15 protein-coding genes are annotated in these 16365 nt (G+C 31.4%); 9 read left to right on the top strand and 6 right to left on the bottom strand.

Features of this window, described 5'->3' with window-relative positions:
• Positions 1 to 382 precede the first annotated feature (382 nt).
• The 3 genes from ACKTTC_RS01230 to ACKTTC_RS01220 all read left to right on the top strand — a co-directional run bounded on the left by ACKTTC_RS01230 (position 383) and on the right by ACKTTC_RS01220 (position 4473).
• Positions 383 to 2710, top strand: coding sequence for a hypothetical protein (locus ACKTTC_RS01230; RefSeq protein WP_408037520.1), 2328 nt, complete (start codon positions 383 to 385; stop codon positions 2708 to 2710).
• A 62-nt stretch (positions 2711 to 2772) separates the two neighbouring features.
• Positions 2773 to 3294: a hypothetical protein gene (locus ACKTTC_RS01225; RefSeq protein WP_408037518.1), complete on the top strand. Its 522-nt coding sequence runs from the start codon at positions 2773 to 2775 to the stop codon at positions 3292 to 3294.
• Positions 3295 to 3384: 90 nt separating this feature from the next.
• The gene (locus ACKTTC_RS01220; RefSeq protein WP_408037516.1) at positions 3385 to 4473 is read left to right on the top strand and encodes a hypothetical protein; all 1089 of its coding nucleotides are present in this window, start codon (positions 3385 to 3387) and stop codon (positions 4471 to 4473) included.
• Positions 4474 to 4601: 128 nt separating this feature from the next.
• Here the strand turns inward: ACKTTC_RS01220 and ACKTTC_RS01215 are convergent, their stop codons facing one another.
• Both ACKTTC_RS01215 and ACKTTC_RS01210 read right to left on the bottom strand, forming a co-directional pair.
• Positions 4602 to 5597, bottom strand: coding sequence for a PLP-dependent cysteine synthase family protein (locus ACKTTC_RS01215; RefSeq protein ID WP_408037514.1), 996 nt, complete (start codon positions 5595 to 5597; stop codon positions 4602 to 4604).
• Positions 5598 to 5665: 68 nt separating this feature from the next.
• Positions 5666 to 7762, bottom strand: a complete 2097-nt coding sequence (locus ACKTTC_RS01210) for a S9 family peptidase (protein ID WP_408037513.1) — start codon at positions 7760 to 7762, stop codon at positions 5666 to 5668.
• Between the two features lie 134 nt (positions 7763 to 7896).
• Here ACKTTC_RS01210 and ACKTTC_RS01205 point away from each other — a divergent pair, with 134 nt between their 5' ends.
• From ACKTTC_RS01205 to ACKTTC_RS01190, 4 genes are all read left to right on the top strand, one after another.
• The gene (locus tag ACKTTC_RS01205) at positions 7897 to 8220 is read left to right on the top strand and encodes a YbaB/EbfC family nucleoid-associated protein (RefSeq protein ID WP_408037512.1); all 324 of its coding nucleotides are present in this window, start codon (positions 7897 to 7899) and stop codon (positions 8218 to 8220) included.
• A gap of 92 nt (positions 8221 to 8312) precedes the next feature.
• A complete protein-coding gene (locus tag ACKTTC_RS01200; protein ID WP_408037511.1) occupies positions 8313 to 8609 on the top strand; it encodes a DUF2752 domain-containing protein in 297 nt (98 codons plus the stop codon).
• Positions 8610 to 8624: 15 nt separating this feature from the next.
• Entirely contained in the window at positions 8625 to 8960 is a 336-nt protein-coding gene (locus ACKTTC_RS01195) for a CCC motif membrane protein (protein ID WP_408037509.1), read from the top strand.
• A 198-nt stretch (positions 8961 to 9158) separates the two neighbouring features.
• Entirely contained in the window at positions 9159 to 12134 is a 2976-nt protein-coding gene (locus ACKTTC_RS01190; RefSeq protein WP_408037508.1) for a DEAD/DEAH box helicase, read from the top strand.
• A gap of 136 nt (positions 12135 to 12270) precedes the next feature.
• On the opposite strand, the gene ACKTTC_RS01185 is transcribed toward ACKTTC_RS01190, so the two are convergent.
• The gene (locus ACKTTC_RS01185) at positions 12271 to 12459 is read right to left on the bottom strand and encodes a hypothetical protein (protein ID WP_408037507.1); all 189 of its coding nucleotides are present in this window, start codon (positions 12457 to 12459) and stop codon (positions 12271 to 12273) included.
• A gap of 251 nt (positions 12460 to 12710) precedes the next feature.
• Here ACKTTC_RS01185 and ACKTTC_RS01180 point away from each other — a divergent pair, with 251 nt between their 5' ends.
• Complete coding sequence (locus ACKTTC_RS01180) at positions 12711 to 13193, top strand: lipocalin family protein (RefSeq protein WP_408037506.1); 483 nt, start codon at positions 12711 to 12713, stop codon at positions 13191 to 13193.
• A 20-nt stretch (positions 13194 to 13213) separates the two neighbouring features.
• Positions 13214 to 13915, top strand: a complete 702-nt coding sequence (locus ACKTTC_RS01175) for an OmpA family protein (RefSeq protein ID WP_408037504.1) — start codon at positions 13214 to 13216, stop codon at positions 13913 to 13915.
• A gap of 76 nt (positions 13916 to 13991) precedes the next feature.
• Here the strand turns inward: ACKTTC_RS01175 and rocD are convergent, their stop codons facing one another.
• From rocD to ACKTTC_RS01160, 3 genes are all read right to left on the bottom strand, one after another.
• Positions 13992 to 15236 carry an ornithine--oxo-acid transaminase gene (gene rocD, locus ACKTTC_RS01170; RefSeq protein ID WP_408037502.1) on the bottom strand — a complete coding sequence of 415 codons (1245 nt, stop codon included), beginning with the start codon at positions 15234 to 15236 and terminating at the stop codon, positions 13992 to 13994.
• A gap of 139 nt (positions 15237 to 15375) precedes the next feature.
• A complete protein-coding gene (locus ACKTTC_RS01165; RefSeq protein WP_408037500.1) occupies positions 15376 to 15759 on the bottom strand; it encodes a DUF6768 family protein in 384 nt (127 codons plus the stop codon).
• Between the two features lie 3 nt (positions 15760 to 15762).
• Complete coding sequence (locus ACKTTC_RS01160; RefSeq protein WP_408037498.1) at positions 15763 to 16317, bottom strand: RNA polymerase sigma factor; 555 nt, start codon at positions 16315 to 16317, stop codon at positions 15763 to 15765.
• Positions 16318 to 16365: the final 48 nt, after the last annotated feature.

The following is a 16365-nucleotide window of genomic DNA, read 5'->3' as shown; positions in this document are numbered from 1 at the left end:
TAATCTCTAAATAAAAAGCAGATTGCTTCATTTCATTCGCAATGACAAAAACATAAAAAAACCGTCATTACGAGGAGGAGCAACGAAGTAACCTCTAAATAAAAAGCAGATTGCTTCATTTCATTTGTAATGACACAACATAAAAAATCGTCATTACGAGGAGAAACGACGAAGTAATCTCTAAATAAAAAGCAGATTGCTTCATTTCATTCGCAATGACAAAAACATAAAAAACCGTCATTACGAGGAGGAACGACGAAGTAATCTCTAAATAAAAAACTGATTGCTTCATTTCATTCGCAATGACAAAACATAAAAAACCGTCATTACGAGGAGGAACGACAAAGTAATCTTTAAATAAAAAACAACTAAACAACCAACCATGTTAGATCTAGGAAAACCATATGGAGTACATGAAAACATCGTTTTTTATGGCGATCATGAACAAGATAACATTGTTTACTATTTACCCAATGAAGTAAGTCTTGCTCCTGTAATTAGCGATGATACCGAAGATGAAAAAACGTTCGATTTCTTCCTGCAAATTTTTAAAGAAGGAACAGCTATTAAAGGAGGATTAAAAGAATTAGAAGGTTCTTCTGGAGCGATTATGTCTTTAGGAGTTCAATGTACAGCTAGCGAAGAAAAACTAGAGCGTGTGCGCGAAACACTTATAGACGACCATAACCTTCCTAATGATTTCTTTTTTTCATTACCAGAATGGAAAGATGGTTCTGTAGATTTAATTGTACTGGACAGTACTACACAAAATCAAGATACAATTAATGATGAATCTTTTGTAGAAAGCATTATTGGCTCTAAGAAACCTTCTTTATCTAGTAGCGATCTAAAATCTATTTTCAATGTTCGATTAGACAGAAAAGGTGCTAGCTTAATTGCTGCAACCTTACAAGGAGAGCGTAGTTCTGTAGCAGGGATTCTCTATAATTTACAATTCAAGGCAATGCGCTGTGCTTTAGATATGACTATAAAAGCTGATTTAGATCGTTGTCATCAAAAAGTATCTCACGGTTTTGCTGCTGGTGTTGGAATTAAATATGGTGAATTAGGAATTTCTGCCAAAGCTGAACTAGAATTCATTAAAGAAAAATTAATTGAAGATGGTGATATTGAAATAAATGTACTTTCTCAAGTTACAGATGCTGATACTAAGAAAATGATGAATGAAATGATTGAAGAATTTTCAGATAAAGTGATGAGAGAATTATTCAGTCCATATATTTCTCCTGAAATTCCTGATATCCCTGGAGGAATTCCAAATCCTACTCCTGGAGATGGTATTTTAATTGGTGCTGCGTATAAATTCCGAAAGAAAAAACTCTTTCATAACAAAACAATCTCAATAGATTATAGACAACGTTCTGCAACTACTAAGATTCATAATCCTCAATCGCATTTATGGCTGTTAGGAAATCAAATTAAAGATAAAATTGACATCTATAGTAAAACAGTAACATTTAGCAACCTATGGAGAGAACATCATTTAGACATTGCTTTATTACACGATTTTGACTCTCCAACGAATGATTTATTGAGTGCTGAAGTTTTAATCTGGCGTAAAAAAGATGGTAAAATGGCAACAGAACTTGCTAACGGTTTTGCTATTCCAGAGAATGCTGATGCTTTAGCTAGTTTTACTTTTACTAAAGATGATAAAGAAAAACATGCTATTGCTTGGATTACTGAAGCCGATGAACCTTCTGGTTATTTCTATCAAACAAAATTTACTTACAAACAAGATGTAGAAAATATTAACTCACCAGTAGTTGTTTTTAGTCATGTAAACTACAGTAGTTCTCAAGATCTAATTATCATTCCACAAGTATTAGCTCCATTACAACGATTCGAATTCAGATATGGAAATATAGACACTACAAAAGTAAAAGGAGTCGATATTTTTATTCGCTCTAAAAATGCCGATGGAACACAAATAAATCAAGAAATATTGAGTTTATCAGCAGCTAACCAAAAAGAAACATGGAACATTCGTAATCAACCAAACTCTCAAGCATATATTGAAGAAGAACGTCATTATCATTTTGCAGATGGACGTCCAACATTACAACAAAACAGTACCGCATTAGTTGATGAAGAAATTATAATAGCAGATCCTTTTGAATTTAAAAGCGTACAAATTATTCCTGTTATTATTGGTGCTGATGTACAAAAACATTTAGAAATTTTATTACATCTTTCATACGAAGCAACTCAAGACAACTTTGTTTTTGACAAACTGATGAGAGCAAAAGCTCCCGATTTTACTTTAGATGAATTGCACATTCCTGTGTTAGAAAAAGGAGATGCTATTACATACAAATTTACTGCAGTTACTACTAATGGTGATTTAGAAATACTACAAAAAGGAATAACAACTGGTGGACCTTTATTACTCAAAATAGAAGATAAAGTCAAAGAAAACAAATTATTACTAAAATGGAATGGACCTTCTTTTGATTCTGAAGAAATTGATTACATCCGTTTTGAATTCAAGCTTGAAAAAGAAGATGGAACCACTGTTGAATTAAAAAAAGAAGAGCTTTCTGGAAATGGTATCCCCACTCCTATTACTTATCATCATAATGAAGAGGGAAAACTTTTTGTAAAAATTACCAAACGCTTTGAAGATGGTAGTAAAGAAAAAGGAAAATATACAGAAGTAGTTACAAATGAAATTATAGTAACTCCGTAAGCTAAAAATTAGAACAACAAATATTTAAAAAACAAACCTTTCATAAAAACCAATTAAACGATATGGACATTTTAAGTGAAAAATTATTAAGTTATGGAATATCAGGATTTGCATTAATCATGATTGTCCTTACCTACCGATTATTACAAGCTGAACTAAAAAGAGAAGCACCTAGACCTATAGCAACTAAAACTATTGGAATGTTTATGGGACTTGTATTAATAGCCACTGTAGTTGTAGGCTTTTTTAGTGTGCCAATTGCCAATAAAAACGATCAGTTATCTACTGAAGTTAACGACCTAACTATCAACATATCTAAACTACTACAAATGTTGACTAAATATGAAACAACGATTAACAAGCTATCGTATAAAATAGAAAAATTACAAGGAAAAACACCTCCAAAAAATCCACCTAAAGTGAATGGAACTTTTGTATTAGATGCTAATATTCTAAAAAAACATGTCGACTTTTCTAAAATTCAACCTGCTAAAAAGTATCAAATACAAAACCTCAACGAAACTTTAAGAAAAGAAATAAAAAAAGATGCGCTTCGGAAACTTGACCAAAGTCCCAAGCGATAAATTAAACCATAGATCGACGACTCGATCTGGCTTTGTTTTAACCAAATCCCCATAGATTATGAAAATCTGTGGGGTTTAAATAAAAAAACGATGCGTAAAAATATACTTCTTGTAGCTGGTTACGAGTACAAACATGGTCGTACCAATATGGCCTTACTCTGTAAAAAAAGAGCTAATGCAATCTTACACAAGCATAATAGTTGGCAAAATGATTCTAATGTTTCTTTTACTCTTTTTGATGTAAAAAATGGTGCTATTGAAAGAGGAGCTCTAAACAACGGAAACATACAGTGGAATGTGGTTTCGAGTAATTTTGACGCGATCAATCGTTCCATCCATTATACTTCTGATGATAAATTCATTCAGCAACAAACAAATGTGCTTTCAATTACAGATGTTTATCAGCATATACAAGAAATTGGCAAGAACCATCCTAATACAATTCGCGAGCTTTCTATAGTAGGACATGGCTGGAGAGGTGGTCCTGTATTAGTCAATTCATACGAACGTTCGGCATATAAACATACAGGTAGCATACCAAGATTACGAGATCCTTGGGATAAAGACGGTAGAAAAAAAGATACTAATGTAACCAATATGAATACTTCTGAATGGCGTAACTTTAAAAATGCTTTTCATAATCAAGCACATATATGGGTATGGGGATGCGCTTCTAGTAGAATTTATAAAACGGTTATTAACAAAGTACTTTTGAGTTCAGAATTTAGAAGAAAACGATATGGAAGTCATAATAATGATGATACATTTACTTTATCTTTTTCTAATCAGTTTGCCAATACCTATTTTGAAAAGGACACCTTATTTTTCTTTAGATCTAGAAATAACCAAACCATAAGTGAACGTAGATTTACTAGGACTTTAAGAGAAATAAAAGACTTTTTAATTCGAGGATTATGCCACACCTATGCCGCTCAAATGGCTTACAATACCAAAATAAAAGTATATGCTGCTTTACCTGGTACTGGAGCTGATTATGATCGTGAAACACATAGTAGAAGACGTGTTATGGTTGTTCCTACTAGTAGCCAAGTTTATGGGTATTCTTATGCTTCTATTATTCGCTTTTATAAAACTTATATTGAAACACAAGAAGATACCGAAAACAAAGGATATGCTTTATTTAATCCTCAACAAATTAGAATATGGAAAAGAGGATAGTTTTTCATTTATATTATGAAAAAACGCTTTAAGTCATTAAAACTCCATTAAATATTTTGAATTGTCATTACAAACGAAACAAAGTGTAGTGAAGTAATCTTAATAATTACAAAAAAGAAATTTTATGTTTACATAAAGCTTTGTGCTTTCATCCAATCATCTGAATACACTTTATCCATATAACGGATACCATGATCTGGTAACATCATAACTACAAAACTATCTTCAGAAAAAGTATCTTTAGCAACATATTGCTTTATTGCTTGTATTACAGCACCAGAAGTATATCCACAAAACATTCCTTCTTTCTCTACTAACTCTCTACAAGCAAAAGCAGCTTCTTTGTCAGAAACTTTTTCATATACATCTACCATATCAAAATCTGTAGCTGTTGGAATTAAATTCTTTCCTAACCCTTCTATTTTATATGGAGAAATTTCTTTTGGATCAAACTCTTTTGTTTCGTGGTATTTCTTAATTACAGAACCAATAGCATCTACACCTAATATTTTTATATTAGGATTCATTTCTTTTAAAAACCTACCTGTTCCAGAAATAGTTCCTCCTGTTCCACTAGCTGCTACTAAATGTGTAATCTTCCCCTGTGTTTGTTCCCAAATTTCAGGCCCAGTTGTAGTATAATGTGCTTCTATGTTAAGCTCATTAAAATACTGATTGATATAAATAGAATTTGGAGTTTCTTTATGAAGTCTTTTTGCTGTTTCGTAATACGACCTAGGATCATCTGCAGGAACATTAGCAGGACAAACATGTACCTCAGCTCCCATAGTTTTTAAAACTCGAATCTTATCTTGAGAAGATTTATCGCTTACAGCCAAAATACATCGGTATCCTTTTATTAAGCTAATCATAGCTAAACTAAAACCTGTATTTCCTGAAGTGGTTTCTACAATAGTGCTTCCAGGTTTTAGAATCCCTTTTTTTTCTGCATTCTCAACAATATGCAACGCAATTCTGTCTTTAGCTGAATGCCCAGGATTAAAAGCTTCTACTTTTGCATAGTAGCTTCCTGGATAATCTTTAGTGATTCGCTGTAGTTTAACAATTGGTGTTTGCCCGATTAAATCGAGTACAGAGTTTACAATTGCTTTGTTTCTTTCCATCAAAAATTAACTTCATAAAAAAACCTGATAGTGGATACCATCAGGTTTAAATCCGTGCAAAAATATAATTATTTTTCTAACTTATCTTCTAAAGCTAATAAGAATGTATATTCTCTTGCTGTTTCCTTTAAAGCATCGAACCTTCCAGACGCTCCTCCATGACCAGCTTCCATGTTCGTATGTAAAAACAATAAATTATCATCAGTCTTTAATTCACGTAGCTTTGCAACCCATTTTGCAGGTTCCCAGTATTGTACTTGGCTATCGTGTAATCCTGTTGTAACTAATAAATTTGGATATGCTTTTGCTTCAACTTGATCGTAAGGTGAGTATGATTTAATATAATCATAATATTCCTTATCGTTAGGATTACCCCACTCATCGTATTCTCCAGTAGTTAATGGAATACTATCGTCTAACATTGTAGAAATTACATCTACAAAAGGTACAGCAGCAATCACTCCGTTATATAACTCTGGATTCATATTGATAATAGCTCCCATTAATAAACCTCCAGCAGAACCTCCCATTGCATATAAATGTCCAGGTGAAGTATACCCGTTATCTATTAAATATTTAGAACAATCAACAAAATCTGTAAATGTATTCTTCTTATTCAGCATTTTTCCATCTTCATACCATTCGCGTCCTAAATATTGACTTCCTCTAATATGTGCTAATGCAAAGATGAATCCACGATCTAGTAAGCTTAAACGTGTCGTTGAAAATCCATCTGAAATTGTATATCCATAAGAACCATAAGCATACAATAATACAGGAGTATCTTTATCTATTTTGGTATCTTTTCTATACACAAGAGATAAAGCGATTTTTTTACCATCTCTAGCTGGAACCCATACACGCTTACTAACGTAATTGTCTTTATTAAACTTTCCTCCTAATACCTCTTGCTCCTTTTTTACTTCTTTAGAACGATCTTTCATATTAAAATCGATCACAGAATTAGGAGTTGTCATTGAATTATATGAATAGCGAATAATATCTGTATCAAAATCAGGATTAGAATATACACCTGCTGAATATGTTTCCTCATCAAATGGTAAATAATAATCTTCAGTACCATCCCAACGCTTAATTCTAATCTTTGATAAACCGTCTGTACGCTCTTCTAATACTAAATAATCTTTAAAGATTGAAAAGTCTTCAAAAAATGTGTCTTCTCTATGCGGAATTACATCTACCCAGTTCTCCTTAGATGTTTTATCCTCTGGAGTTTTCATTAACTTAAAGTTGGTAGCACCATCTTTATTTGTTTTAATATAAAAATGATCTCCATAGTGTGCAATATCGTATTCTAAATCACGCTCACGAGGTTGAATTACTCTAAAAGTTCCATCAGGATTGTCTGCTTCTAATACTTGATATTCACTAGAAACAGTGCTGTAAGAACCTATTACGATATACTTTTTAGATTTTGTTTTCGTTACAAATACTCCAAAAGTATCATCTCCTTCTTCAAATACAAGTTCGTCTTCAGAAGCATCTGTTCCTAATACATGCTTATAAATTTGAGAACTACGAAGTGTTACAGGATCTTTCTTTGTATAGAATAATGTTTTATTGTCATTAGCCCATACACTTCCTCCTGTAGTATTCTCTATTTTGTCTTTATAAATTTCTCCTGTTTCAAGATTCTTTATACGAATAAAATATTGACGACGACTTACAGTATCTGTAGCAAAAGCAACCAAATTATTATTTGGAGAAACATTCAACCCTCCTAACTGAAAATAATCATGTCCTTCTGCTTCTTTATTAACATCAAACATAATTTCTTCTTCAGCCTCTAAGCTTCCTTTCTTTCTAGAATATATAGGATATTGCCCGCCTTTTTCATAACGAGTAATATAGAAGTATCCATCTTTTTTATAAGGAACCGATTCGTCATCTTCCTTAATTCTACCCTTCATTTCCTCAAATAAATTCTTTTGAAAATCGTTGGTATGTCCCATTACATCTTCAAAATAGTCATTCTCGGCATTTAAGTAATCATACACTTTTTGTGTTTGTACATCTTTTTGTTCTGCATTTTTCTGATCATCAGTTAAACGCATCCAAAAATAATTATCTGTACGAACATCTCCGTGCTTCTCTAATTGCTGAGCTTGCTTCTCAGCTACTGGTGGAGTTATAGTTTTTTCCATCTTCTCTTTTTTGCAGGAAGCAAAAATAACACTTAATGTGAGACATATTAAAAGATTTTTTTCCATTTGATTGATTTTAGGATGAGTAAAATAGTAATTTTGCATCAGAAAAACTTAAATAAAACAATAGAATTATGTTTGGTGATTTATCTGGAATGATGGATAAGCTTAAACAAGCGCAACAAAAAGTAGAAGAAACAAAACAACGCTTAAATACTGTATTGATAGACGAAAACGGTGCTGATGGAAAAATAAAAGTGACTGTTACCGCTAATAGAGAAGTAAAAGCTATTTCTATAGACGAAAGTTTATTAAACGATGCAGAAGAGTTGGAAGATTATTTAATCTTAACGGTTAATAAAGCTTTAAAAAGAGCAGGAGAAATAAATGAACAGGAAATGGCCATAGCTGCAAAAAGTGGAATGCCTAATATTCCTGCTATGGATATGTTTAAATAAGAACTTTTCTATACTCTAACAATTAGGAATGTTATAGAGAAAACAAGGTTTAGAAGTTATACATTTTAATTACATTTACCAGAAAAATATTCATGCACGGAGCCAAAGATTACATGCTTCCTTGTTTAAACAAAAAACTATTGGGTGTTGATTGCCCTGGATGTGGATTGCAACGTTCTGTAGTTTTAGTTTCTAAAGGAGAGTTTACAGAAGCCTTTTATATGTTTCCGGCAATTTATACTACATTCCTTTTTATAATAGCGATTGTTTTTCATTTCTTTTTGAAGAAAAAAATAACTTCAAAAATTAGTATTGCTTTTGCTATTATAAATGCTGTTATTATGATAATAGCATACTTTTTAAAAATGAACAAATTAATATTAAACTAGATAAATTACACTTTTATGTTTGAATTCGAACAAAGAAAATTACCCAATGCTACGGCTGTTTTGGTTTTAGGAATCTTATCTATTATTACATGCTGCTGCTATGGAATTTTAGGACTTGTTATTGGAATCGTAGCTTTAGTTTTGTATAAACAAGATAAAGCTTTATATACTGGTAATCCAAGTATGTATACCAATTACTCAAACTTACAAACAGGATATATTTTATCTATCATTGGAATTATTTTAAGTGTTATCTACTTGTTATTCATCTTATGGATTATTTCTTACTTTGGTTTAGAAGCTTTACAAGATCCTGAATTAATGCAAGAAAGATTAAACGAATTACAATAATCACTTTCTAAAAAATCAGGTGTAGTTGAACTGAAATATTAATGACTAAAACATATCACTATTCAGCTATACCTGATATATAACTACTTAACAATTCTTCTCGTTTTTAGTTAATAAAAACAATAAAAAAGTCCTTTCTTTTTTAAAATATCCTACTATTTTCGCCCACCTCCTCCACTACATAAGTTTCAAAAAATAATGAGCGAAAAAAACTGGTTACACTATTATAAAAATAGTTTAATTGATAGTGAAAATTTAGCTATTGATATTGCTAAAATTAAAAACTTATATCATCAAAACAACTCTGATATAAGTAATGCTTTTCTAGACAAAAAACAAGCAAATGAGTTAATCGATGCTGAAGAGCGTAGAATTAATAGACTTCGTGGTATCTTAAAAAAAGACAATAGTAATTGGAAACCAGTAGAAGACGCTAGAATTCTAATCGCTCCTTTTCATTTAGAATACCAAACAGATAATCCAAAGTTTAAACAAAAAACAATACATCCTTTCTGGATTAATGCTGTTGTAAATAGATTAGGACAATTATCTGCTCCAAGAGATTTATTTCCATTAGTAGTTCGTAATTATGTTACACCTATTGCAGATATAAAAAATGATTTTATCTTCTCTTCGTTTGACACCATTTTAGACGCAAAAGAAATAGAGCCTCCTATTCCTGAAGAAGAGAACGAACCTGTTCCATGGGATGAATATTGGGACTATATAAACGAAGTCTTTTCAGCTATTACATATAAAAGTCTGAATTCTTATAAAGCTGACAGATATACGACTCAATTTAAACTCACTTATTTTTCTGTGAGTTCTAAAATTTCGACAGCAAAAAGCATCTTGTTCTTATATGAGAACCTACTGAATAATTTAGAAGAATTACCATTACTTTCTAAGATAACAAATCCATATCTGAAAGAAAAAAGAGATGCAATTACAGATACCGATTTTTTAAATTATAATCATTTGCATTTAGGACAAATGTCTAATCAATTTCCACTATCTGTAAGTCAGCGTAAAACTTTATTATCTTATTTAGCAGCTGAAGAAAGTGCTGTTACTGCTGTAAACGGACCTCCTGGTACTGGTAAAACAACTTTATTACAAAGTTTAGTAGCCACAGAAGTAGTAAAAAGTGCCATCATTGGAGAAGAACCTCCAATTGTTTTAGCCTGTTCAAATAATAACCAAGCAGTTACTAATATTATCGATAGTTTTATTAATGCTGAAAGTAGTATGGAAGGCCTTGCTCATAGGTGGATTCCTGACTTTAAAGGATATGCTACCTATTTGCCTTCGAACTCTAAAAGCGAAAAATATTTAGGTGATATTAACTTCTTAAAAGGGAATTTATTTGGTCATGAAGGAACTCTCTGTAATTTAGAGAATGAAACTTATTTGAATAATGCAGAATATGAGTTCTTGACCAATTATTGTAATTATTTTAATGTAGAAAGCGATTCTTTAGAAGACGCCATTTATCATTTACAAGATGAAATTATTGCCATAGAAGATATTCTTATAGATAGTGTAGAATTCTCTAGTGGTTTTCTTTCTTCTATAGCCTATATTAATGAGCAGCTTTTACACAAAAAAGATCTCATAGAAAAAGAAAACTTTAAAATAGCACAACTTACTGAGTGGAGAACAATTTTAAGTAACTTAAAAGTTGCTCATAAAAACCCTGATTTCATTTCACAAGTTAGTCAATATTTTTATGCCGATTCCGAAGATGATCAACCTGAAAGTAGCGATTGGATTTTTAAGACTCGTAAGAATATCATTGCTGATGGTAAAAAAATAATTGTGGTAATCAAAGAATTGATTTCCAATATTAATATCGCATTACAATCACACTTAAAACTAAAAGATTGGCGTTTTCAATATAATGTCAAAGGATTTCCAATAACTTCAGAAGAAAAATTATGGGAATCTGAATTTAACAAGTTGCATACTAAAGATACCACACCTCAATATTTTTATGATGAATTGGATGTTACATTGCGTCACAGAGCTTTTTTATTAGCAACACATTATTGGGAAGGTCGTTGGTTATTAGCTACTAGAGAAGCATTAGAAGAAGATACAGAAAAAGGAACTGGTGAACATGTCATTCAATTAAAATGGAAACGTAGAGCCATGCTTACTCCTTGTTTTGTAGCAACGTTTTATATGGCTCCAAGTCATTTTGTATACAGTCAGTTTCAAGGAGAAAACGAAAACGGAAGACCTATTTTCGACTATTTGCCTTTATACAATTTCCTAGATTTATTAATTATTGATGAAGCAGGACAAGTAACACCTGAGGTAAGTATTCCAGTATTTGCCTTAGCTAAAAAGGCTTTTGTTATTGGCGATTTAAAGCAAATTGAACCTATTTGGTCTATTCCTCAAAAAATTGATGTTGGTAACCTTTCTAGTTTAGACATGCTAACAGAACATAACTATGAACAACTAGAAGATTTAGGTTTTCTGGCATCGAATGGTTGTATAATGAAAATGGCGCAAAATGCTTGTGAATATGAAACTCCAATTGCAAACACTAAAGAGCAAGGTCTAATTTTATTAGAACACAGAAGATGTAATGATGAAATTATTAACTTCTGCAACGAGTTAGCTTATGGAGGAATTCTAAAACCAATGAAAGGAAAAGCCAAAGATGATCAAGTTTTTCCTTCTATGGTAGCTTATCATGTAGAAGGCGTAAGTGAACGTAAATATAATAGTCGTTGTAATATTGCAGAGGTAAAAGCAATTATTACTTGGTTACAACAAAATAAGGAAGCTATACAAGAAGCTTATAATGTAGATAGTATTGAAAGTGTTTTAGGAATTATTACACCTTTTGCCAGTCAGAAGGGAGAACTTTCTAAAGCATTAATTGAAGCTGGTTTTAAAGTCAATCAAATTAAACTAGGAACAGTGCATGCATTACAAGGAGCGGAACGTAGTATTATTTTATTTAGCTCTGTATACACAAATGAAGATGAAGGTACCATGTTCTTTGAAAAAGACAATAAACCGAACATGTTGAATGTTTCTGTTTCCAGAGCGAAAGATAGTTTTATACTATTTGGAGATACTCGAATTTTCGATGAAACAAAAAATACGCCTTCAGGAGTTTTAAAGAAACATTTAAATGTATATGAAATGGTACAGTAAATAGTTTCTGAAATGTCATTAGAGAACTCAACGATTACGAAGTAATTAATTATCTTACAATTACATATAAAAAGAGGTTGTATTCTTATTTAAACTAGAATACAACCTCTTTATTTTCATACTTTGCTTTTAAAATCTACAAAAGAGTACATTGCTTAAAACCATAAGGACCAGGCAGACAAAAATAATCTCCAATGTAACCGTCTCCTAAAAAGAAACAATCACTTATATCATTACAAGGCACTACACCTCTTCTTCCTCCTTCAATTTTTTGTTGCTCTTGTTTGCTTAAAGCATTTCCTAATTTTAAAATGTTTTTTTTCATTTTATTATTTATTTAATAGTGGTTAATTCCTTAAATATAGCCAAAAAAACATTCTAATTTACTTCCATTTACAATAACTTTAATAACTCATAATTTATTTTTTTCTTATACCATGCTACCTCCCAACTACTTACTCTTATTTAACTTAAATTTTACATTAATTAAGTCTTAAAACATGTGACTTTTTAGAAAATTTACGTTCTAATACTCATATATAACAGTTATAATATAAATCAATCAATTTTATAGTGATGAAAAAAATCTTATGGTCGTTTCTTTTTGCAATGATAGTTATGACAAGTTGTAAATCGACTTCGTCTGCCGTTAACACTAAATTAGATAACAAAAAAGAAGTTATGTTAAAAGGTGATTGGAGAGTAATTTCCGTTGATTATACGGGTAAAGATTACTTCGCCGTTAACTCATTTAACATTGCAAACTCTCAATGTTTTATTAATAGTGAGTGGAACTTTATTTCTAACAATAATAAAGGGCAAATGAAATTAAATAACCCAAATACTGAATGCCCTGAATTTAGCTCTCCTATTACTTGGTATGTAAATAAAGACGGACAATTTGTATTAAAAGTTATTAATACTCATAAAGCTAAAAAGGTGAAAGATGGCTACGTTTTAGATTTAAATGATATTACAGAAAATAGCTTTAAACTAGTTGGAAAAATTAATGTCGCAGGTTCTGTAAAAAACATCACCTATTCATTTCAAAGAAAATAATAATATAAAAGAAAAATACGATGAAAAAATCAATCATTTATAGTTTAGCTATTTTAGTAATTACAGCTAGTTTTTTTATTTCATGTAAGGCTATAAAAAATGCAAACAACACTCAAAAAGGAGCTGCAATTGGTACTGCTGCAGGAGCAGTTTTAGGAGCTGTTATAGGGAATAACGTTGGTAGTGGAAATTCAGAATTAGGAGCTGTATTAGGTGGTGTAATTGGTGGAGTTGCTGGTGGTGTAATTGGAAATCAAATGGATAAACAAGCACGTGAAATAGAAGAAGCAGTTCCTGGTGCAGAAGTTGAAAGAGTTGGTGAAGGTATTAAGTTAACTTTAGGCGAAAATTCAGTTCGATTCGCAACTAATAAATCCACATTAACTACTACAGCAAAAGCAAACTTAGACAAGCTTATTCCTATTTTCAAAACCTATGAAAATACTGATATTGTTATTTATGGTTATACAGATAGTACTGGAAAAGTTGCTTACAATCAAGTGCTTTCAGAAAAAAGAGCTAATTCTGTAAAAGATTATTTAGCTAGTAAAGGACTTAATAGTAACAGGTTTAAAACAAAAGGACTTGGAATTAAAGATCCAATAGCTACAAACGATACGGCAGAAGGTAGAAGTAAAAACAGACGTGTTGAATTCGCTATTATGGCCAATGAGCAAATGATTCAAGATGCGCAAAGAACAGCCAAAGAAAGTAAAAATTAAGAATGCGAACCATCTTTAAAAAACAAAAAACCTCACAAATTTGTGAGGTTTTTTTTATATGATATATAAGCTTCTCTTATTTATCAAATTCTTTTACTGTTTTCTTGATAATTGCAACACAATCCATTAATTGCTCTTCATTCATTACTAATGGTGGTGCAAATCGAATAATGTTTCCGTGTGTTGGCTTTGCTAATAATCCATTATCACGCAACCTCATACAGATATTCCAAGCTGTTTCACTTTCTTCTGTATCATTAATAACAATGGCATTTAATAAACCTTTACCTCTTACTAAGGTTACTAATTCAGTTTCTTCAACTAATTTACCAATCTCTTCTCTAAATATCTTCCCTAAACGTTCTGCATTTTCTGCTAATTTTTCATCTCTTACTACTTCTAAAGCAGCAATTGCAACAGCCGCTGCAATTGGGTTTCCTCCAAAAGTTGAACCATGATTTCCAGGACGAATTACATTCATAATAGCATCATTTGCTAAAACAGCAGAAACAGGGTAAGCTCCTCCAGATAATGCTTTTCCTAAGATTAAAATATCTGGTTGTACATTTTCATGTTGAACAGCTAATAATTTACCTGTTCTTGCAATACCAGTTTGTACTTCATCTGCTATAAATAATACATTATACTTTTCACATAATGCTTTTGCAGCTGCTAAATATCCTTCAGAAGGTACATACACTCCAGCTTCTCCTTGAATAGGTTCCGCCATAAAACCAGCTACATTTTTATTATTGGCTAAAGCATCTTCTAATTCTTTTAAGTTGTCATATTCAACTTTAATAAATCCATTTGTAAAAGGACCAAAATTTTTACGAGCTACAGGGTCGTTAGAAAACGAAATAATTGTTGTCGTTCTTCCGTGGAAGTTATTTTTACAAACAATAATCTCTGCTTCATTCTCGTCAATTCCTTTTACTTCATAAGCCCATTTTCTACATAACTTTAAAGCAGTTTCAACAGCTTCTGCACCAGTATTCATTGGTAACAACTTATCAAAACCAAAATACTCAGTAGCAAATTTCTCATAACGACCTAACATATCATTATAAAAAGCTCTAGACGTTAGTGTTAATGTCTTTGCTTGACTCACCATTGCATCTACAATCTTTGGATGACAATGTCCTTGGTTCACAGCTGAATATGCAGAAAGAAAATCATAATATTTTTTTCCTTCAACATCCCATACATACACACCTTCTCCTTTACTTAATACTACTGGTAATGGATGGTAGTTATGCGCTCCATACTTGTCTTCTAAATCGATTGCTTGCTGTGAAGTTAATTGTTCTAAAACAGCCATTTCTTTAATTTTTAAAAATTCATAAAATAACCATTCCTACTGTACCTTTATTCTTTCGAAGAACTCGAAAAAGCAGCGTGGGAGAGAAATCATCCCTAAGAGCACGCAAATTAATAAATATTCATTGGCTTTTAAAATCTTACTTTAAGGTTTTTGACGATAATGATAAAATTTGAATTTCCAATCTTTTAATTTCTCGTAACAATGCATTTTTGTCCATCTGCATCCACGCAAATACCTTTAACATACTTACACCTAATAGAAATATGATAGCTCCAGTTGCCCATTTAATTAACTCTTTTGTTTCTTCAGCATCAAAAAATTGTACAACACAATAAATAAACAATCCGAAAAAAACAAGTGTCATAATATTCATTAGTACCACAATCCATTTATTTTTTCCTTTAAAAAGTCCAAATATCATTTGCCAAACTGTTTGCTCTTCTAGTTTTTGGTAAAAAACGGCTTCCTCTTCTGTAAGCGTTTCTTTGATTAATTTGTCTATATCTTCTGTTAATTTCATAATTTATGATTTTAATATTTTCTTTAATTTTTCTCTTGCATGGAATAATCTAGATTTTACAGTTCCTGTAGAAATTCCTAATAACTCGCTCATTTCTATTAACGATCGTTCTTCCACATAAAAAAGTCGAATTACTTGTTGATGTGCTAATGACAATTCAGCTATCGCTTTTTTTAAAGTTTCTTTTCTCTTTTCTTTTACTTCCAAAGCTTCCATATCCTCTTCATTTATTTTTCGTTTATTATCATGAGCATAGTTATCCATATGTTTATGCTCTCTTTTATGCTTTCGTAATTGATCGATTGCTTTTCTTTTTACAATTTGAATAGCCCAACTTTTAAATTTTGATGGTTCTTCTAAAGTCTCCAATTTCGGTATTAATGTAATCCAGCTTTCTTGCGCAATATCTTTAGCTATCGCCATATTGTTCACATAAGAGTAAGCAATACTACAGAAAACCTGATGCCACTTACGTACAAGAAACACCAAAGCATCTTTGTTGCCATTTAGGTATTCTTCAATAAGCCTTTTATCGGCGTATGTTTCTTTATTTTTCATAATTAATTGCTACCTACTAGACGTACCTTTTTATAAAAGGTTCATTTT

Origin of the sequence: Tenacibaculum amylolyticum (assembly GCF_964511145.1) — a bacterium.
In the GTDB taxonomy this organism is placed as follows: Bacteria; Bacteroidota; Bacteroidia; order Flavobacteriales; family Flavobacteriaceae; genus Polaribacter; species Polaribacter amylolyticum.
The sequence above is the reverse complement of the archived record's forward strand: the minus strand, read 5'-3'. Positions and strand labels throughout refer to the sequence as shown.

Excerpts from the sequence above, each read along its gene's own strand:
- ACKTTC_RS01230 (WP_408037520.1), top strand. The coding sequence starts at position 383 with ATGTTAGATCTAGGAAAACCATATGGAGTACATGAAAACATCGTTTTT.
- ACKTTC_RS01225 (WP_408037518.1), top strand. The coding sequence starts at position 2,773 with ATGGACATTTTAAGTGAAAAATTATTAAGTTATGGAATATCAGGATTT.
- ACKTTC_RS01220 (WP_408037516.1), top strand. The coding sequence starts at position 3,385 with ATGCGTAAAAATATACTTCTTGTAGCTGGTTACGAGTACAAACATGGT.
- ACKTTC_RS01215 (WP_408037514.1), bottom strand. The coding sequence starts at position 5,597 with ATGGAAAGAAACAAAGCAATTGTAAACTCTGTACTCGATTTAATCGGG.
- ACKTTC_RS01210 (WP_408037513.1), bottom strand. The coding sequence starts at position 7,762 with ATGGAAAAAACTATAACTCCACCAGTAGCTGAGAAGCAAGCTCAGCAA.
- ACKTTC_RS01205 (WP_408037512.1), top strand. The coding sequence starts at position 7,897 with ATGTTTGGTGATTTATCTGGAATGATGGATAAGCTTAAACAAGCGCAA.
- ACKTTC_RS01200 (WP_408037511.1), top strand. The coding sequence starts at position 8,313 with ATGCACGGAGCCAAAGATTACATGCTTCCTTGTTTAAACAAAAAACTA.
- ACKTTC_RS01195 (WP_408037509.1), top strand. The coding sequence starts at position 8,625 with ATGTTTGAATTCGAACAAAGAAAATTACCCAATGCTACGGCTGTTTTG.
- ACKTTC_RS01190 (WP_408037508.1), top strand. The coding sequence starts at position 9,159 with ATGAGCGAAAAAAACTGGTTACACTATTATAAAAATAGTTTAATTGAT.
- ACKTTC_RS01185 (WP_408037507.1), bottom strand. The coding sequence starts at position 12,459 with ATGAAAAAAAACATTTTAAAATTAGGAAATGCTTTAAGCAAACAAGAG.
- ACKTTC_RS01180 (WP_408037506.1), top strand. The coding sequence starts at position 12,711 with ATGAAAAAAATCTTATGGTCGTTTCTTTTTGCAATGATAGTTATGACA.
- ACKTTC_RS01175 (WP_408037504.1), top strand. The coding sequence starts at position 13,214 with ATGAAAAAATCAATCATTTATAGTTTAGCTATTTTAGTAATTACAGCT.
- rocD (WP_408037502.1), bottom strand. The coding sequence starts at position 15,236 with ATGGCTGTTTTAGAACAATTAACTTCACAGCAAGCAATCGATTTAGAA.
- ACKTTC_RS01165 (WP_408037500.1), bottom strand. The coding sequence starts at position 15,759 with ATGAAATTAACAGAAGATATAGACAAATTAATCAAAGAAACGCTTACA.
- ACKTTC_RS01160 (WP_408037498.1), bottom strand. The coding sequence starts at position 16,317 with ATGAAAAATAAAGAAACATACGCCGATAAAAGGCTTATTGAAGAATAC.